Source organism: Streptomyces sp. NPDC051133 (genome assembly GCF_040682635.1).
Lineage (GTDB): Bacteria > Actinomycetota > Actinomycetes > Streptomycetales > Streptomycetaceae > Streptomyces.
The window spans coordinates 182,407-198,256 of sequence record NZ_JBFBBK010000007.1 but is presented as its reverse complement, the minus strand read 5'-3'; the positions used below and the strand labels follow the sequence as shown (position 1 = coordinate 198,256).

Below are 15,850 nucleotides of genomic sequence, written 5' to 3'. Positions count from 1 at the left end.
CGAAGGGCCCGGCACCCTGGTGCCGGGCCCTTCGCGTGCCTTCGCGTGCCTTCGTGTGTCCTTCGCGGGCTCTTTCCGCGTCCTGCGTATGGGCCTGCGGCGTCCGATCATGTCCGGTTCGAGCCCGAACCTGTTTACTTTCCGGAAAACCGGGCGTAGCCTCCGAGAGAAACCACACGTTCGGGCATCAGCCGGAAACGAACGGACACCAAGGCGGAGGCGACCGACATGTACGCACCGGAACGGCAGCAGGAGATCCTCCGGCTCGCCCGTGACGGCGGCCGGGTGGACGTGCTGTCGCTGGCCGAGGAGTTCCAGGTCACGGCGGAGACGATCCGCCGCGATCTGAAGGCCCTCGACCGTGCCGGCCTCGTCCGCCGGGTGCACGGCGGCGCCATCCCGGTCGGCCGCCTCGACTTCGAGCCGGATCTCACCGAGCGCGAGTCCACCGCCGCCGACGAGAAGGACCGCATCGCCAAGGCCGCCCTCGCCGAACTGCCGACCGAGGGCACGATGATCCTCGACGCCGGTACGACGGTCGCGCGGGTCGCCGCCGCCGTCCCGCTGGAGTCCGCCCTCACGGTCGTCACGCACAGCCTGCCCATCGCCGCCCGCCTCGCCGACCACCCGGGCATCCAGCTCCACCTGGTCGGGGGGCGCGTACGGCACCGCACCCGCGCCGCCGTGGACGCCTGGGCGCTCCGGGCGTACGGCGAGATCCGCGCGGACGTCCTGTTCGTGGCGGCCAACGGCTTCTCCGCCGAGCACGGACTGACCACCCCCGACCTCGCCGAGGCCGCGGTGAAGCGGGCGGCCGTCGCCGCGGCCCGCCGGGTCGTCCTCCTCGCCGACTCGTCCAAGCACGGCCAGGAGCACTTCGCCCGCTTCGGCGACCTGAGCGACGTGGACCTGCTGATCACCGACAGCGGGCTGAGCCGAGAAGACGCCGCCGTCATCGAGCGCGGCGGCACGGAAGTAGTGCGCGCATGATCCTCACCGTCACCCCCAACCCGTCCCTCGACCGCACCTACGAGGTCCAGGCCCTGAAGCGTGGTGAGGTCATCCGCGCCGACACCGAGCGCATGGACCCGGGCGGCAAGGGCGTGAACGTCTCGCGCGCCGTCGCCGCCGCCGGACAGCGTACGGTCGCCGTTCTGCCCCTGGGAGGCGCGCCGGGCGCACTCGTCGCCGAGCTGCTCGACGCGCAGGGCATCGAGGTCGCCCCGGTCTCCGTCACGGGCGCCACCCGCTCGAACATCGCGCTCGCCGAGTCCGACGGGGTGCTGACGAAGATCAACGCGCCGGGCCCGGAGCTGACGGAGGCCGAGCAGGAGCTCCTCCTGGACACGGTCCGCGAGCAGTCCCGTGACGCCGACTGGATCGCCTGCTGCGGCAGCCTGCCCCGGGGACTCGCGCCGTCCTGGCACGCCGACGTCGTCACGCGGGCGCACGCCGGGGGAGCGCGTATCGCCCTGGACACCTCGGGGCGTGCGCTGCTGGAGGCGCTGCGCGCGCGACCCGACGTCGTGAAGCCCAACGCCGAGGAGCTCGCGGCGGCCGTCGGGCGCCCCCTGGCCACCGTGGGCGACGCGCTGAAGGCGGCCGAGGAACTGCGCGGGATGGGTGCGCGCGCCGTACTCGCCAGCCTGGGCGCCGACGGTCAGCTCCTGGTGGAGGACGCGGGCGCCTGGTTCGGCAGCGCACACGTGGACACCGTCCGCAGCAACGTCGGCGCCGGGGACTCCTCGCTCGCCGGTTTCCTGATCGCCGGCGGCAGCGGCCCCGAGGCCCTGGCCTCCGCCGTCGCCCACGGCACCGCCGCCGTCCAGCTCCCCGGCAGCGTCATGCCGACCCCCGCCGACCTGGATCCGGCGGCGGCGACGGTCACCGCGGAGATCCCGCTCGACCGCGAACTGACGGAGCCGGTCTCATGACCACGCCCACGCCCCGCCACCCCCACCCCGGCACCTGCCGGCTGGGCACACGTCCCGGCACCCGCACCGCCACCGGGTGGCTGGGCACCCGCACCGCCACCTGCCGGCTGGGCACCCGCCCCGGCACCCGCAGGCTGGGCGCACGTCCCGCGTCCACACCCCTGGACGCACCCGCCAGGCCGACCCCGACGCGGCGAGGCTCCCTGTTGCCCGTGACCGCGGGCCGCCCCGGCACCCGCCGACCGGGCATGCGCCCCGCGTCCGTACCCCTGGACGCGTTCGCCCGGCCGGCCTCGGTGCGGCGAGGGTTCCCCTTGCTCGTCGTCGACCGGTGTCGGCACAGCCACCCGGGCCGCTGTCGTACCGCCCCCGGGCGGCGGGGTCTCCCCGGTCCCGCCTCCCGCACGGCCTCGGCCCCCCACCGCACCCCCGTCCCCCTCCCCGCCCACCTCTCCCCCCGGGCGATACGCGTGCAGAGGAGCCCGCGATGAGTGACATGATCACCGCGGACCTGGTCGACCTCGACCTGTCCGCCGACTCCAAGGAAGCGGCGGCGCGCGCCCTCGCCGAACGCATGGTGGCCCAGGGCCGGGTGACCGACCTGGAGGGCTTCCTCGCCGACGTGGCCGCCCGCGAGGCCCAGATGCCCACCGGCCTCGACGGCGGCATCGGCATTCCGCACTGCCGCAGCGCCCATGTCACCGAGCCGACCCTCGCCTTCGGCCGCAGTGCCGCCGGCATCGACTTCGGTGCCCCGGACGGCCCCGCCGACCTGATCTTCCTGATCGCGGCCCCCGCCGGCGCCGACGACGCCCACCTGACGATCCTCTCCTCGCTGGCCCGCCAGCTGATGAACGCCGAGTTCACCTCCGCGCTGCGGGCGGCGGACGACGCGGAGACGGCGGCGGCGCTGATCCGCGGGGAGGAGCCGCCGACGGCACCTCCGGCGGCGGCTGCGGACGAAAGCAAAGGTGAGAGTGAGGGCGAGGGTGAAGGCGCGGGTGAAGGCGCGGGCGCCGAGGGTGCCGCGCAAGGCGCTGTGAGCGCCCCCGAAGACACCGCTGCGGCGTCGGTGGCGGCCTCCGCCGACGCCGCAGCGGACCATACGGCGCCCACGGCGGCCCCGTCCGCCCCGGCGCAGGAGCCCTCCGCCGACGCCGGCCCGGATTCCGGCGAGCGCCCCTTCCGAGTCGTCGCCGTCACCTCCTGCCCGACCGGCATCGCGCACACCTACATGGCGGCCGAGTCCCTGGAGAACGCGGGCCGTGCGGCCGGAGTCGAGGTGCTCGTCGAGACACAGGGCTCGGCCGGCTTCACCCGGCTGGACCCGGCCGTGATCGCGGCGGCGGACGGTGTGATCTTCGCGCACGACGTCCCCGTACGCGACAAGGACCGCTTCGCGGGCAAGCCGGTCGTCGACGTCGGTGTGAAGGCCGGCATCAACCGCCCCGCCGAACTCCTCGCCGAGGTCCGCGAGAAGGCGGCGCGCGGCGAGACCACCGCGTCGGCGCCCGCGTCGGGCGGCACGCCGGTCGAGCGCGCGGGCGGCTCCTCCGAGGGGTACGGCACCAAGCTCCGCAAGTGGCTCATGTCCGGTGTGAGCTACATGGTTCCGTTCGTCGCCGCCGGCGGTCTCCTCCTCGCCCTGGGCTTCGCGATCGGCGGCTGGCAGGTCAACAAGGCGCCGTCGGTCATGGACCACTTCGTGTGGACGCAGACCGACAGCTGGGGCGCCCTGCTCTTCCAGATCGGCGGCGTGGCCTTCAAGTTCCTCGTCCCGGTCCTGGCCGGCTACATCGCCTACGGCATGGCCGACCGGCCCGGTCTCGTCCCCGGCTTCGTGGGCGGCGCGATCGCCCTGGACATCAACGCGGGCTTCCTCGGCGGCCTGGCGGCCGGTCTGATCGCCGGTGGCGTGGTGATGGCGATCCAGAAGGTGCGCATCCCGGCCGCGTTGCGCGGCATCATGCCGGTGGTGGTGATCCCGCTGATCTCCTCGGCGATCGTCGGCTTCCTGATGCTCGTCGTGATCGGCAAGCCCCTGGCCTCCGCCCAGAAGGGCCTCACCGACTGGCTGAACGGCCTCACCGGCGCCAACGCCATCCTGCTGGGCGCCCTGCTCGGCCTGATGATGTGCTTCGACCTCGGCGGGCCGATCAACAAGGTCGCCTACACCTTCGCCACCGCCGGCATCGCCGTCTCCGACCCCAGCGACTCGGCGATGAAGATCATGGCCGCCGTGATGGCCGCCGGTATGGTCCCGCCGCTGGCGATGGCCCTGGCCACCACCGTGCGCGGCAGGCTGTTCACCCCGGCCGAGCGCGAGAACGGCAAGGCCGCCTGGGTGCTGGGCGCCTCCTTCATCACCGAGGGCGCGATTCCCTTCGCCGCGGCCGACCCGCTGCGGGTCATCCCGTCCTCCATGGTGGGCGGCGCACTCACCGGCGCCCTGTCGATGGCCTTCGGCGCCACCCTGCGCGCCCCGCACGGCGGCATCTTCGTGGTCCCGCTGATCGGCAACCCGTTCCTCTACCTGATCGCCATCGCCGCCGGCGTCTGCGCCTCCACGGCCCTGGTGGTCCTGCTGAAGGGCATGCGCAAGCAGAGCCCCGAGAACACGCCCACCGACCCGGCCGCGAACCCGGCCGCGGCCCCCGAGGAGACCAAGCAGCCGGTGGCGGCCTGACCGCCGCACCCCCTGCGTCTTGTCCCTTTCGTTCGCTGTGAGTTGTTCACGGCACCTGCGAGATACGTCACGGTCCGGGGCCAAAGTCCCGGACCGTGGTGTGTACTGGGAGGCATGCCTGAGCATGTCTCGACTCTCCAGTGGGCCGGTGCGGCCGTCCTCACCCTGGCCGGTGTGGCCTGGGCGTTCGGCGTCCTGCGCCTGCTGCGCCGCTTCCGCACGGAGGCCCTGCGAGAGCTGCCGGCTGTCCGCCCTGCCGGCCCCGTCCGCCTCCCCGTGCTCCCGGCCCAGCCGCAGTCCGGCCCGCCGCGGGAGTCGGTGGAGCTGACCCCGGCGGAGCGGGACGCCTTCGCCGGACTCGTACGGCAACTCGGCGATCACTGACCGGGAACCGGTCACGCCTCACCCGTTCCGCCTCGGGCCGCTGTCCCTGCCGTGCCGCTGTCCCTGCAGTGCCGCTTCCCTGCAGTGCCGCTATCCCCGCCGCGCCGCGCGCTGCTCCATGGCGTCCCGGGCCGCCTGCTCCGACATGTACACCTCGCACATGTGCCGCCCGTCGGGCGTCGCCGTGTGCTCGGCCTCCCACAGAGAGACCTCGCCGCCGTCCGGCAGCAGGAAGGCGTGCTCGTACAGCGCGTAGCTCAGCCCGGCCCGTCCGGCCCGCCCCGGGCGCCCGAACGCCTGCGTGATCTCGTGCGCGGTCGCCGTCGCCAGCAGCGCCGCCGTGTCCGCGCCCGGCCGGTCGGGGTTCTCCGCGCGGCGCAGGAGCCGGCGCGCATGGTCCGCGGAGTCGTCGGAGGCGAACACGTGCCGGGGCTCGGGGACCGCCCACAGTCGCATCAGCGCGGGCAGCTCGAACTCGGGGGTGTCCAGGGGGAGTCCGAGGCGTGCCGTGGCCGCCTGCAGCTCCTCCTCGTCGACGTAGACCTCGTGCTCCGGGGGGCCGCCCGGCGTGAGGTTGTGCACCAGCTCCCACAGCGTGTCCGCCGAGCCGTCGGCGAGCAGCCACGTGTGCCGGTACGTCTCCCGGTGCAGTCCCGCGCTGTGGTGCGCGGAGTGCAGCGAACTGTCGTGTGCCAGCGCGCACTCGAGCCGCCGGAGCACCTCGTCCGGCAGCTCGAACGAGTTCAGGGCACGGCCGAGGAGTCGCGCGAGATGCTCCTCCGGAGACTCGGGCGACTCGGCTGGTTCGTACGCTGCCGTCTCGTACGGAACGCTCAAGGTTTCTCCCGGCGTTGCTGCATGTCACCTTGTGGGTGCATACCGTAGCCCCTCGGTCGGACATCGTGTGGGGAACCGAGAAAACGTGCGCCCGGTAAACGCGCGGGGCCGCGCGGAAAGTTCCCGTGCGGCCCGTCGTCCCGTCAAAGTCTGCTGCTCAGGCGGCACTTCCGGCGGTCCAGGCGCTCCAGGACATGTTCCATCCGTTGAGGCCGTTGTCCGGGGCGACCGTCGTGTCGGGGGAGTTCTTCACGACCACGACGTCCCCGATGAGCGAGTTGTCGTAGAACCACTTGGCGGAGGTGGCGCCCTGTGCGCCCTGCACGTCCGCGAGCCCTACGCAGCCGTGGCTGGTGCCCTCCCGGCCGAAGGGCGGGTTGCCCTTGTTGTACCAGTAGTTGCCGTGGATGAACGTCCCCGACGACGTCAGCCGCATCGCGTGCGGCACGTCCGCGATGTCGTACTCCCCGCCGAACCCGACCGTCGAGCCGTTCATCCGGGTCTGCACGAACTTCTCGGAGATCACCATCTGCCCGTTGTACGTCGTGTGCTGCGGGCTGCCGGCCGAGATCGGCACCGTCTTGATCGTCCTGCCGTCCCGGACCACCGTCATGGTCTGCGTGTGGACGTCGACCGTGGAGACCTGCGACCGCCCGATGGTGAAGGAGACGGTCTTCTTCTGCACGCCGTAGACGCCCTTGGCGCCCTCGACCCCGTCCAGGTCGATCTTCATCGTGACCTTGGAGCCGGCCTTCCAGTAGTCCTGCGGCCGGAAGTCCAGCCGGCGGTCACCGAACCAGTGCCCGGCCACCTGCTGGCCGCTGCTGGAGTTCACCGTGATGTGCCCCTGCACGGCCTTCTTGTCGGTGATCGACTTGTCGAAGGTGAACGACACCGGCATGCCCACCCCGACCGTCGTGCCGTCGTCCGGGGTGTAGGTGCCGATGAAGCTGCCCGCCGAGGTGACGGTCGTGAAGATGGAGTTGGCCGCCGCGGTGCGTCCGTCGCCGTCCTTCGCGGTGGCGTCGATCTCGTACTTGGTGCCGCGCTCCAGCTGCTGCTTCGGCTTCCAGGTGCTGCCGTCCGCGGATATCGCCCCCGGCACGGTCCGCCCCGAACCGGCCACGGTCATCTTCACGTCGGTCAGCTTGCCGTCGCTGACCTTCACCCCGGTCGCGTTGATGGACGCGCTGGTCGATCCGTCCTTGGCCGAGATGACGATCTTCGCCGTCGAGGTCCTGGCGGAGCTCTTGCCGCCCTTCCCGTTGTCGTCGGCGCTGGCGTCGCCGCCGCACGCGGTCAGGGTGAGGGCGCCGACCATCAGGGCGGCACAGGCCACCAGTGCGCGCCGCGCTGCAATGTCCGGCGATGTCACGGGCTGCTCCAGGTTCGTGTGATGTGCGTGATCCGTTCCAGTGCGTGAAGAAAGAGGGATCCGCCGCCCGGGCCGGTTCCCCCCGACTCCCCTGAACGCGATCACGTGACAGAACCGCGACAATCCGACGCCCCGACGCCGTCCTCGGTGCCCGCCGTCGGGCGTCACGCCGGCCCGTACAACTCCCCGTACGACGGCCACACACCCCCCGGTCCGCCGACCGACCCGGCGGCGCGTACCGCCCGGACGATCGCGCGCGTGACGAGATCCGCGCCGGCGGTGAGGATCTCGTTGAGCGCCAAGGGGTGCCCGCCGAGCGGGCGGGTGCCGGTCGCCAGCGCGAACACCGTGTCCCCGTCGTGCAGGAGGTGCACCGGCCGTACGGCCCGCGCGATGCCGTCGTGCGCCGTGCCCGCCAGCTTCTGCGCCTGCGCCTTGGAGAGATCCGCGTCGGTCGCGACCACCGCCAGCGTGGTGTTGAGCGGTGGCGGAGGGCTGCCGGCGGCGGCCTCCTCCAGGCGCCGGCGCGCCGCCTCGTGCACCCGCTCGTCCGGATACTCCACCCGTCCGTCGAAGAACTCCCCGTACAGCGCCCCCGTTCCGGGATCCACCACGGCCCCCGCGGCGTTCGCCACGACCAGCGCGGCCACGGTGATCCCCGAGTCGAGCACCGTGCTCGCGGTGCCCACCCCGCCCTTGAGCCGTCCGGCCACGGCGCCGGTACCGGCCCCCACGCAGCCCTCGGGAACGTGGGCGCCCGGCGCGCTCGCCGCCGCGGCCTCCACCGCCGCGCGTCCCGTCGCCGCGTCCGGCCGTGCGCGGAAGGCCCCGCCGCGTCCCAGGTCGAAGACGCACGCCGCGGGCACCACCGGCACCACGTGCGCCGGATCCGTCCCCACCGGTACCCCGCGCCCCTGCTCCTCCAGCCAGGCCATCACACCGGAGGCCGCGTCGAGCCCGTAGGCGCTGCCGCCGGTCAGCACGACCGCGTCGACCCTCTTCACCACGTTGCGCGGGTCGAGCGCGTCGGTCTCCTTGGTGCCGGGGCCGCCGCCGCGCACGTCCACCGCGGCGACGGCGCCGCCCTCGGGAGCGAGGACGACCGTGGTGCCGGTGAGCCAGCCGTCCCCGTCGCGGGTGGCGTGCCCCACCCGAATCCCGGCGACGTCCGTCAATGCGTCAACTGTCATGGGGCTCAGTCTGGCCCAGCCCCGGGCGCGCCCGAGTGGCTCGCTCAGCCGGCCGGTACGGCGGCGCTCGCCCGGCGCTCCCGGCCGGCCCTGCGCACCGCCAGCACCACCCCGGTCGCCACCGCACCGGCGGACACCAGCCCCGTCGCGAGCACCGCCCAGTCGCCCAGGAAGGTGCAGCAGATCACCAGCAGGGCGGTGACCGGCAGGACCAGCTGCTCGGCGACGCCCACCTTGAAGTGGCGGGCGTGCAGCGCCCACACGGTCAGCAGGTACAGCGCCGTCGGCAGGGTGACGGAGGCCGAGGCGGACAGGACCGAGATGTGCGCCGTGCCCACCGCCTGTTCCACGGCCACCTCCAGGCCCGCGCCGATCGCCGCGGCCGAGGCGAACACGAAGTAGTGGCCGTAGCCCCAGACGAACGCCCGCCTGCTGGTGCGCAGGTGGCCGTGGATCGGAACCACGAAGTAGATCCACCATGCCGCGAAGACGATCAGCAGCCCGCCCGTCGCGATGGGCAACAGCTCGGTCAGCGCGGTGTGTTCGTCCACGGCCGACTTCACCGCGACCGTGGCCGAGGCGATCGTCTCGCCGAGCACGATGATCGTGAACAGGCCGTACCGCTCGGCGATGTGATGGGGATGCCAGGAGGTCTGGTGGTGCCTCTCCGCGTACAACGGCACGCACAGTTCCGCGACCACCATCACGAGGAACACCCAGGGCCGGGCCGGGCCGGGCAGCACCACCAGGCCGAGCCAGCCCACCTGGCACAGCAGCACCCCGCAGGCGTACCGCACGGCCGTCGTCCGCTCCGCGCCCGGCGCCGATCTCGCGGCCCTCAGCCACTGCCAGACCAACGCCAGCCGCATGATCACATAGCCGAGCCAGACCAGCAGGAAGTCGTGGTGCGTGAAGGCCCGGGAGATGCCGGCGGCCAGGACCAGGACGCCGGCGATCTGCACCAGGGTGACGATCCGGTAGAGCGGGTCGTCGTTGTCGTACGCCGAGGCGAACCAGCTGAAGTTCATCCACGCCCACCAGATGGCGAAGAACACCATCGCGTAGTTGAGGACGCCTTCGCCCGCGTGTCCCGCCGTGACCGCGTGGACCAGCTGCACACCGGCCTGTGCGACCGCCACGACGAAGCACAGGTCGAAGAACAGCTCGAGCGGGGAGGCGACGCGGTGGGCCTCGTCGCGCCCGCGCGCGGTGAGCCGCCGCAGGGGGCCGGGGGAGTGTGGTGCGCCCGGGGAGGCGGGAGCGGGAGCGGAACTCGGCGTCATGTCTCTCAGCACAGCAGAAATCTTCCCCGAAATCCTTGTGAACGGATTCACAAGTGGTTGGGGGGCCGTATCCTGGGGGCATGAGCGCCGCCCCCGCACCCGAACCCCGCGAACCCAAGCCCGCGCTGGTCTTCGACGACCCGCTGGACCAGCAGTCCTCGGACGACACCGACCGCGGGTGGGGCGAGCGCCCGGACGGCGGCGGTGCCGCGGACCTGAAGCGCTTCCTCGACGAGAAGCCGCCCCACCACCTCTGAGCCGCCCGCGACAGCGCCCTCAGCGCTCGGCGGGCCCCGAGCCGCGCTGCGCGACCAGAGCGTCGCGGATCTCCTTGAGGACCTCCAGCTCGGTCACGTCCATGACCTCCTTGGCGCCCTCCCGGGCCGCCTTCTGCGCCGCCTGCCGGGCCAGGTACCTCGACATCGGCAGCACCATCAGGAAGTACACCACCGACGCGGTGATCACGAAGGTGAGCGTGGCGCCTAGGACACTGCCCCACAGGATCGGCACACCGCTCTTGACCGTGCCGTCCGGGCTCACCGCGCACGGGTCCTTCAGGCACAGGCTGTAGTGATCCAGGTTCTGCGTGCCGATCGCTCCCACCAGCGGGTTGATGATCCCCTTCACCACCGAGTTGACGATGTTGGTGAAGGCCGCACCGATGACCACCGCGACTGCCAGATCGACGACGTTGCCGCGCATCAGGAAGGCCTTGAAGCCGTGCCAGACGCTCGGTTCCTTCTTCGCGCTCACCTCGGGGACTCTCCTTGCGTGCACAGGGTGTGGAATCGAACGCTCCGCAACCTACGGCACCATGCCGCCATTGTGTCCAATTCCGTGGCACGATCCGGCGACTCGACGGCGCGCCGCCGCGACACCGTCGGAGGCGGTTCAGCACAGCGTCACCGCCAGACGCGCCGTGGCGCTCGCGCCGACGAGCCGTGCCGCCGTCGCCCGCGGCACCGACAGCACCACGAGCGCCCCGCTCTCGGCCGCGCCCTGCACCGGCTCCGGCACCTTCGTCACCCGCACACCGCGGGCGAGCACCTGGGCGCCGCCCCCGGCGGACGGGTCCTCGGCGGCGATGACGTCGACGCGGTCGCCGGGCCGCAGCAGCCCGACCGTGGCGCCGTCGGCGATGCGCACCGGCGCCGTCACCAGGGCCGCCCCGCCCTGGCGCCGTACCGGTTCCACGGCCGGGTGGCCCCGGGCCCGCCGTGCGTCCGGTTCCGTGGTGGTGCGCGGTCCGGCGGTCACCAGGGCGGCCGCCGTCACCGCGAGGCCGGCGGCGACGGCCCGCCTGCGGTGCCGTACGAGCCGTTGCAGCAGATACCGCCCGCCGCGCACGCGCACCGGCGGGAACTGCGGGACCTCACAGGTCGCGGGGGCGTCCGTGCCCAGCGGGCGCGGAAGACGCAGGGGAGGCGGGAACGGGGACGGCAGGGACGACGGGGACAGAGGCATGGCGATCACCGCCTGTGACGAGGACATCGGCTGGCCCTGCCACGATGACGCCTCGCGCCGCAGCCCGCCGGAGACGGTGGATCACGGACGGACTGTGGACAACTCCCTCACCCGAAGGGGGAATTCCGGTGGGCTGTCCACAGGTACGTACCCCTAGGGCAGCTCGAAGCCCGGGTCCATCCCGCCGAGGGCGTTCACGCACAGGCAGTCCCGGTCCGCGGTCTCCGGCAGCGCCGCCACCGCGTCGAAGAGCACTCCGCGCAGCCGGTCCACGTTGGCCGCGAAGACCTCCAGGACCTCCTCGTGGGAGACGCCCTCGCCGGTCTCGGCGCCCGCGTCGAGGTCGGTGACCAGGGTCAGCGAGGTGTAGCACAGCTCCAGCTCCCGGGCGAGGGCCGCTTCCGGATGGCCCGTCATGCCCACGACCGACCAGCCCTGTGCCTGGTGCCACAACGATTCGGCACGGGTCGAGAACCGCGGTCCCTCGACGACGACCAGCGTGCCTCCGTCCACCGGCTCCCAGTCCCGTCCGTGCGCGGCCTTCAGCGCGGCGGCCCGGCCGGCGGGGCAGTACGGGTCGGCCATGGACACGTGCACCACGTTGGGCACCGTGCCGTCCGGCAGCGGCAGGCCGTCGAAGTACGTCTGCATCCGGGACTTGGTCCGGTCCACGAACTGGTCCGGTACGAGGAGGGTGCCGGGGCCGTACTCGGGGCGCAGCCCGCCCACCGCGCACGGGCCGAGGACCTGCCGCACGCCGGCCGAGCGAAGGGCCCACAGGTTGGCGCGGTAGTTGATGCGGTTCGGCGGCAGGTGGTGGCCGCGGCCGTGCCGGGGCAGGAAGGCGACCCGCCGGCCGGCGATCTCGCCGAGGAAGAGGGAGTCGCTGGGCGGTCCGTAGGGGGTGTCGACCTCGACCTCGGTCACGTCGTCGAGGAACGAGTAGAAGCCCGAGCCGCCGATTACGCCGATCTCTGCGTTCGCCATGACCAGCACACTAGCTGGCCGCGGAACAGCGGGGGAGCCGCTCCCGGAAAGCACCGAAGACCCCGCCGTCGCATGACGGCAGGGTCCGGGGAGAGAGGTCTCAGGCGGCGGAGCTCGACGAGGACGCCGAGGACGCCGACGACGTCGAGGACGACTTCGAGTCGCTCGACGCAGAGCTCGTCGACGAGGTCGACGAAGACGACGAGGAGCTCGACGACGAGGACGCCGGGCTGCTGCTCGACGAGGAGCCGCGCGAGTCGTTGCGGTAGAAGCCGGAGCCCTTGAAGACGATGCCGACCGCGGAGAACACCTTCTTCAGGCGGCCACCGCAGCTGGGGCACTCGGTCAGGGCGTCATCGGTGAACTTCTGCACCGCCTCGAGGCCCTCGCCACACTCGGTGCACTGGTACTGGTAGGTCGGCACTGTCTTCCTCCTGGCACTCTCACTCGATGAGTGCTAACGACCATCAATAGTGACGTATTCCCGGGGATCAGTCCACCGTCACCGGCACGCGGTGACCGACGCCACGTGCGACGGTGCGGTTCCGCTGCCGGGTGGACAGCCGCGACCGCAGGGCCAGCAGGGTCACCAGGGCCAGCACGGTGCCGCCCAGCGGGACCAGGAATCCCGCGCCGTCCCACAGCCGGTCCTCCAGCTGTCCGGCGACGGTGACGGCGGCGGCCTGCCCGAACGCGACCGCGCCGGTCAGCCAGGTGAACGCCTCGGTGCGGGCGCCGTCCGGGACCAGGGACTCGACCAGCGTGTAGCCGGTGATCAGCGCCGGCGCGATGGACATGCCGACCAGCAGGCCGAGCCCGGCGAGCAGCGGCACCGAGTGCGCCGTCCACAGGGCGGACGCGGTGATCGCCAGCGCGGTGTAGCCGACGACCAGGCGCCGCTGCGGGGCGACCTTCCAGGCGATCGCGCCGCACACGATGCCGGACAGCATGTTGCCGGCGGCGAAGACGCCGTACAGGACGCCGTTCAGGCCGGGCTCGCCGATGGACTCGGTGAACGCGGCCAGCGACACCTGCATGCCGCCGAAGACGGACCCGATGCCGAGGAAGGTCACGACCAGCACCCGTACGCCCGGGACGCGCAGCGCCGAGGCGTGCCGCACGCGCGCGTGCCCGCCGTCGGCGGTCACCGAGGGCTGGGTGGCCTTCTGGGCGGCGAACAGCAGACCGCCGACGAGCGTCAGCGCGCCCTCCGTGACCAGGCCGGCCGCCGGTGTGACGGCGGTGCACAGCGCGGTCGCCAGCAGCGGGCCGAAGACGAAGGTCAGCTCGTCCGTGACCGACTCGAACGCCGCGGCGGTGGTCATCAGGGGCGACCCCTGCAGCTTCACGCCCCAGCGGGCCCGCACCATGGGGCCGACCTGGGGCACCGAGGCGCCGGTCGGGACGGCCGCCAGGAACAGCGCCCACAGGGGGGCGTGCGCCAGCGCGAGCGCCGTCAGGGTCAGGCCGGACAGGGTGTGCACGAGGACGCCGGGGACCAGGACGGCACGCTGGCCGTACCGGTCGGCGAGACGGCCGCTGTACGGCGCGAACAGGGCCATGGAGACACCGGTGGCGGCCGCGGCCGCGCCTGCGGCGCCGTAGGAGCCGGTGGTGTGCTGCACGAGCAGCACGATGGAGATGGTGAGCATCGCGAACGGCTGGCGCGCCGCGAAGCCCGGCAGCAGGAACGTCCAGGCGCCGCGGGTGCGCAGCAGCCGTCCGTATCCGGGGCGGGAGGAGGCCGGCGAGATCTTCTCCGGTTCGGTGGTGGTGACCGTGGATCCCACGGCCCGTGCCTTTCTGCCGCCTGGTAGCGGGGCCTGGTGAGGCCCGGGTGCCGAGAGCTGTCCTCTTGCGCGGACTGCGGTAGATACCGGTGCCCACTGCGGGTGGGGACGACTCGGCCGCCATACGGTCGCGCCAGCTCTGCGTCAGGCAGAGTTGGTTCGATCAGGGTGCGCCTTCATGGTACAGGGGCGATCGCGTCGTACAGCTGTGAAAACGAGCACCGTGGACAAGGGCACCTGGGATTTCGCGGTGCGTTCACCCAGACGTCCGATTCGGCGCGGAATGCCGCGTCAGCGCGAGCCGCCCGCCCCGTCCGTGCCGAGCCAGCTCGCCAGCTTGCCGCCGCGGGCGACCGCGCGCAGGCGCCGTTCCGCCGCGTCGCGGACCGGGTCGGTGGCGACGACCAGGAGTTCGTCGTCGTGCCGCAACACCGTCGTGGGCAGCGGAACAAACGATTTTCCTTCGCGGACGACGAGGGTGACGGCGGCCCCCGGCGGCAGCCGCAGCTCGTTGACCTCCACGCCGTGCATCCGGGAGCCCTCGGGCACCGTGATGGACAGCAGGTGCCCGCGCAGCCGCTCCAGGGGCGCGGACTCGATGCCGAGGTCGGCGGCCTCGCCCTTCTCGCCCAGCCGCAGCGTGCGCGCCAGCCAGGGCAGGGTCGGCCCCTGTACCAGGGTGTAGACGACGACCAGCACGAAGACGATGTTGAAGATGCGGCGGCTGCCGGTGACGCCGTTCACCATCGGGATGGTCGCCAGGATGATGGGCACGGCGCCGCGCAGCCCCGCCCACGACATCAGGGTCTGCTCCTGCCACGGCACGCGGAACGGCGCCAGGCTGAGGACCACGCTCAGCGGGCGGGCCACCATGGTCAGGATCAGGCCGATGAGTAGGGCCGGGACGACGTCGTCGCCCAGGTCGTGCGGGGTGACCAGCAGGCCGAGCACGACGAACATGCCGATCTGGGCGATCCAGCCGAGCCCCTCGGCGAAGCCGCGCGTGGCGGGCCAGTGCGGGAGCTTGGCGTTGCCGAGCAGCATCGAGGCCAGGTAGACGGCCAGGAAGCCGCTGCCGTGCGCGAGGGCGCCGGCGGCGTACGCCGTGACGCAGATGGCCATGACGGCGATCGGGTACAGGCCGGAGGCGGGCAGGGCCACGTGCCGCAGGCCCCAGGAGCCGAACCAGCCCACCGCGGCCCCGATGGCCGCGCCGATGGCCAGCTCCAGGACGATCTCGCCGAGCAGGAGGTACCAGTGCTCGACCGGGCCGGCCGTGGAGAAGGCGACGACCAGGATGACCACCGGGGCGTCGTTGAAGCCGGACTCAGCCTCCAGCGTGCCCGTCACGCGCGCGGGCAGGGGCACTCTGCGCAGCACGGAGAAGACCGCGGCCGCGTCCGTCGAGGACACCACCGCGCCGATGATCAGCGCCTGCCGCCACTCCAGCCCGACCAGGTAGTGCGCGCCCGCCGCGGTGACGCCGACGCTGACGGCGACTCCGAAGGTCGCCAGCACGGAGGCGGACGACAGGACCGGCCTGATCTCTTTCCACTTCGTGCCGAGACCGCCCTCGGCGAGGATCACCACCAGGGCCGCGTAGCCCATGACCTGGGTCATGGCGGCGCTGCTGAAGTTGATGTGGCCGATGCCGTCCTGGCCCATCAGGACGCCGATCGCCAGGTATACGAGCAGGCTGGGGAGCCCGCTGCGGGAGGAGACCCGGACGGCCGCGACGGCGACGAGCAGGACCACGGAACAGACGAGCAGGAGCTGGTTGAGGTGGTGGACAGTCAGCGGCGGTTCCTCCCCTGGGTTCTCCGGTTACTTCGTTACCTTACCTAACTCTTGACGCTTTCTTGACGCTCGGCGGGGGAAGATCGAACGCTCGTGCGCGCTGGTTCCCGACTCCGCGTCAAG

15 protein-coding genes are annotated in these 15,850 nt (G+C 72.5%); 5 read left to right on the top strand and 10 right to left on the bottom strand.

Annotation, left to right across the window (positions count from 1 at the left end; genetic code table 11):
* Positions 1-228 precede the first annotated feature (228 nt).
* The 4 genes from AB0N17_RS10815 to AB0N17_RS10800 all read left to right on the top strand — a co-directional run bounded on the left by AB0N17_RS10815 (position 229) and on the right by AB0N17_RS10800 (position 5,004).
* Entirely contained in the window at positions 229-990 is a 762-nt protein-coding gene (locus tag AB0N17_RS10815; protein ID WP_366010842.1) for a DeoR/GlpR family DNA-binding transcription regulator, read from the top strand.
* The gene (gene pfkB, locus AB0N17_RS10810; RefSeq protein WP_366010841.1) at positions 987-1,934 is read left to right on the top strand and encodes a 1-phosphofructokinase; all 948 of its coding nucleotides are present in this window, start codon (positions 987-989) and stop codon (positions 1,932-1,934) included. The genes AB0N17_RS10815 and pfkB overlap by 4 nt, the downstream gene beginning before the upstream one ends.
* Positions 1,935-2,421: 487 nt before the next feature.
* Positions 2,422-4,620 carry a fructose-specific PTS transporter subunit EIIC gene (locus tag AB0N17_RS10805; RefSeq protein ID WP_366010840.1) on the top strand — a complete coding sequence of 733 codons (2,199 nt, stop codon included), beginning with the start codon at positions 2,422-2,424 and terminating at the stop codon, positions 4,618-4,620.
* A 114-nt stretch (positions 4,621-4,734) separates the two neighbouring features.
* A complete protein-coding gene (locus AB0N17_RS10800; RefSeq protein WP_366010839.1) occupies positions 4,735-5,004 on the top strand; it encodes a hypothetical protein in 270 nt (89 codons plus the stop codon).
* Positions 5,005-5,094: 90 nt separating this feature from the next.
* Here AB0N17_RS10800 and AB0N17_RS10795 read toward each other — a convergent pair whose 3' ends face one another.
* The 4 genes from AB0N17_RS10795 to AB0N17_RS10780 all read right to left on the bottom strand — a co-directional run bounded on the left by AB0N17_RS10795 (position 5,095) and on the right by AB0N17_RS10780 (position 9,689).
* Positions 5,095-5,841: a DUF6227 family protein gene (locus AB0N17_RS10795; RefSeq protein WP_366010838.1), complete on the bottom strand. Its 747-nt coding sequence runs from the start codon at positions 5,839-5,841 to the stop codon at positions 5,095-5,097.
* A gap of 157 nt (positions 5,842-5,998) precedes the next feature.
* Positions 5,999-7,216: an Ig-like domain-containing protein gene (locus tag AB0N17_RS10790; RefSeq protein ID WP_366010837.1), complete on the bottom strand. Its 1,218-nt coding sequence runs from the start codon at positions 7,214-7,216 to the stop codon at positions 5,999-6,001.
* A 164-nt stretch (positions 7,217-7,380) separates the two neighbouring features.
* Positions 7,381-8,406 (bottom strand): P1 family peptidase, encoded by a 1,026-nt coding sequence (locus AB0N17_RS10785; RefSeq protein ID WP_366010836.1) that lies wholly within the window; start codon positions 8,404-8,406, stop codon positions 7,381-7,383.
* A gap of 44 nt (positions 8,407-8,450) precedes the next feature.
* Complete coding sequence (locus AB0N17_RS10780) at positions 8,451-9,689, bottom strand: low temperature requirement protein A (RefSeq protein ID WP_366010835.1); 1,239 nt, start codon at positions 9,687-9,689, stop codon at positions 8,451-8,453.
* An 80-nt stretch (positions 9,690-9,769) separates the two neighbouring features.
* Between AB0N17_RS10780 and AB0N17_RS10775 the strand changes: the two genes are divergently transcribed.
* Positions 9,770-9,946, top strand: coding sequence for a hypothetical protein (locus tag AB0N17_RS10775; protein ID WP_366010834.1), 177 nt, complete (start codon positions 9,770-9,772; stop codon positions 9,944-9,946).
* Between the two features lie 19 nt (positions 9,947-9,965).
* Here AB0N17_RS10775 and mscL read toward each other — a convergent pair whose 3' ends face one another.
* The 6 genes from mscL to AB0N17_RS10745 form a co-directional block, all read right to left on the bottom strand.
* Positions 9,966-10,442: a large conductance mechanosensitive channel protein MscL gene (gene mscL, locus AB0N17_RS10770; protein ID WP_366010833.1), complete on the bottom strand. Its 477-nt coding sequence runs from the start codon at positions 10,440-10,442 to the stop codon at positions 9,966-9,968.
* Positions 10,443-10,580: 138 nt separating this feature from the next.
* Positions 10,581-11,153, bottom strand: a complete 573-nt coding sequence (locus tag AB0N17_RS10765) for a hypothetical protein (RefSeq protein ID WP_366010872.1) — start codon at positions 11,151-11,153, stop codon at positions 10,581-10,583.
* Between the two features lie 153 nt (positions 11,154-11,306).
* Entirely contained in the window at positions 11,307-12,140 is an 834-nt protein-coding gene (locus tag AB0N17_RS10760; protein ID WP_366010832.1) for an S-methyl-5'-thioadenosine phosphorylase, read from the bottom strand.
* A gap of 100 nt (positions 12,141-12,240) precedes the next feature.
* Positions 12,241-12,564, bottom strand: a complete 324-nt coding sequence (locus tag AB0N17_RS10755; protein WP_366010831.1) for an FmdB family zinc ribbon protein — start codon at positions 12,562-12,564, stop codon at positions 12,241-12,243.
* A 67-nt stretch (positions 12,565-12,631) separates the two neighbouring features.
* On the bottom strand, positions 12,632-13,930 hold the full coding sequence (locus AB0N17_RS10750; protein WP_366010830.1) for an MFS transporter: 1,299 nt from the start codon (positions 13,928-13,930) through the stop codon (positions 12,632-12,634).
* 291 nt (positions 13,931-14,221) lie between these two features.
* On the bottom strand, positions 14,222-15,727 hold the full coding sequence (locus tag AB0N17_RS10745) for a potassium/proton antiporter (protein WP_366010871.1): 1,506 nt from the start codon (positions 15,725-15,727) through the stop codon (positions 14,222-14,224).
* Between the last annotated feature and the right edge of the window lie 123 nt (positions 15,728-15,850).

Coding starts and splice junctions, on each gene's coding strand:
- AB0N17_RS10815 (WP_366010842.1), top strand. CDS start 229: ATGTACGCACCGGAACGGCAGCAGGAGATCCTCCGGCTCGCCCGTGAC.
- pfkB (WP_366010841.1), top strand. CDS start 987: ATGATCCTCACCGTCACCCCCAACCCGTCCCTCGACCGCACCTACGAG.
- AB0N17_RS10805 (WP_366010840.1), top strand. CDS start 2,422: ATGAGTGACATGATCACCGCGGACCTGGTCGACCTCGACCTGTCCGCC.
- AB0N17_RS10800 (WP_366010839.1), top strand. CDS start 4,735: ATGCCTGAGCATGTCTCGACTCTCCAGTGGGCCGGTGCGGCCGTCCTC.
- AB0N17_RS10785 (WP_366010836.1), bottom strand. CDS start 8,406: ATGACAGTTGACGCATTGACGGACGTCGCCGGGATTCGGGTGGGGCAC.
- AB0N17_RS10780 (WP_366010835.1), bottom strand. CDS start 9,689: ATGACGCCGAGTTCCGCTCCCGCTCCCGCCTCCCCGGGCGCACCACAC.
- AB0N17_RS10775 (WP_366010834.1), top strand. CDS start 9,770: ATGAGCGCCGCCCCCGCACCCGAACCCCGCGAACCCAAGCCCGCGCTG.
- AB0N17_RS10765 (WP_366010872.1), bottom strand. CDS start 11,153: ATGCCTCTGTCCCCGTCGTCCCTGCCGTCCCCGTTCCCGCCTCCCCTG.
- AB0N17_RS10760 (WP_366010832.1), bottom strand. CDS start 12,140: ATGGCGAACGCAGAGATCGGCGTAATCGGCGGCTCGGGCTTCTACTCG.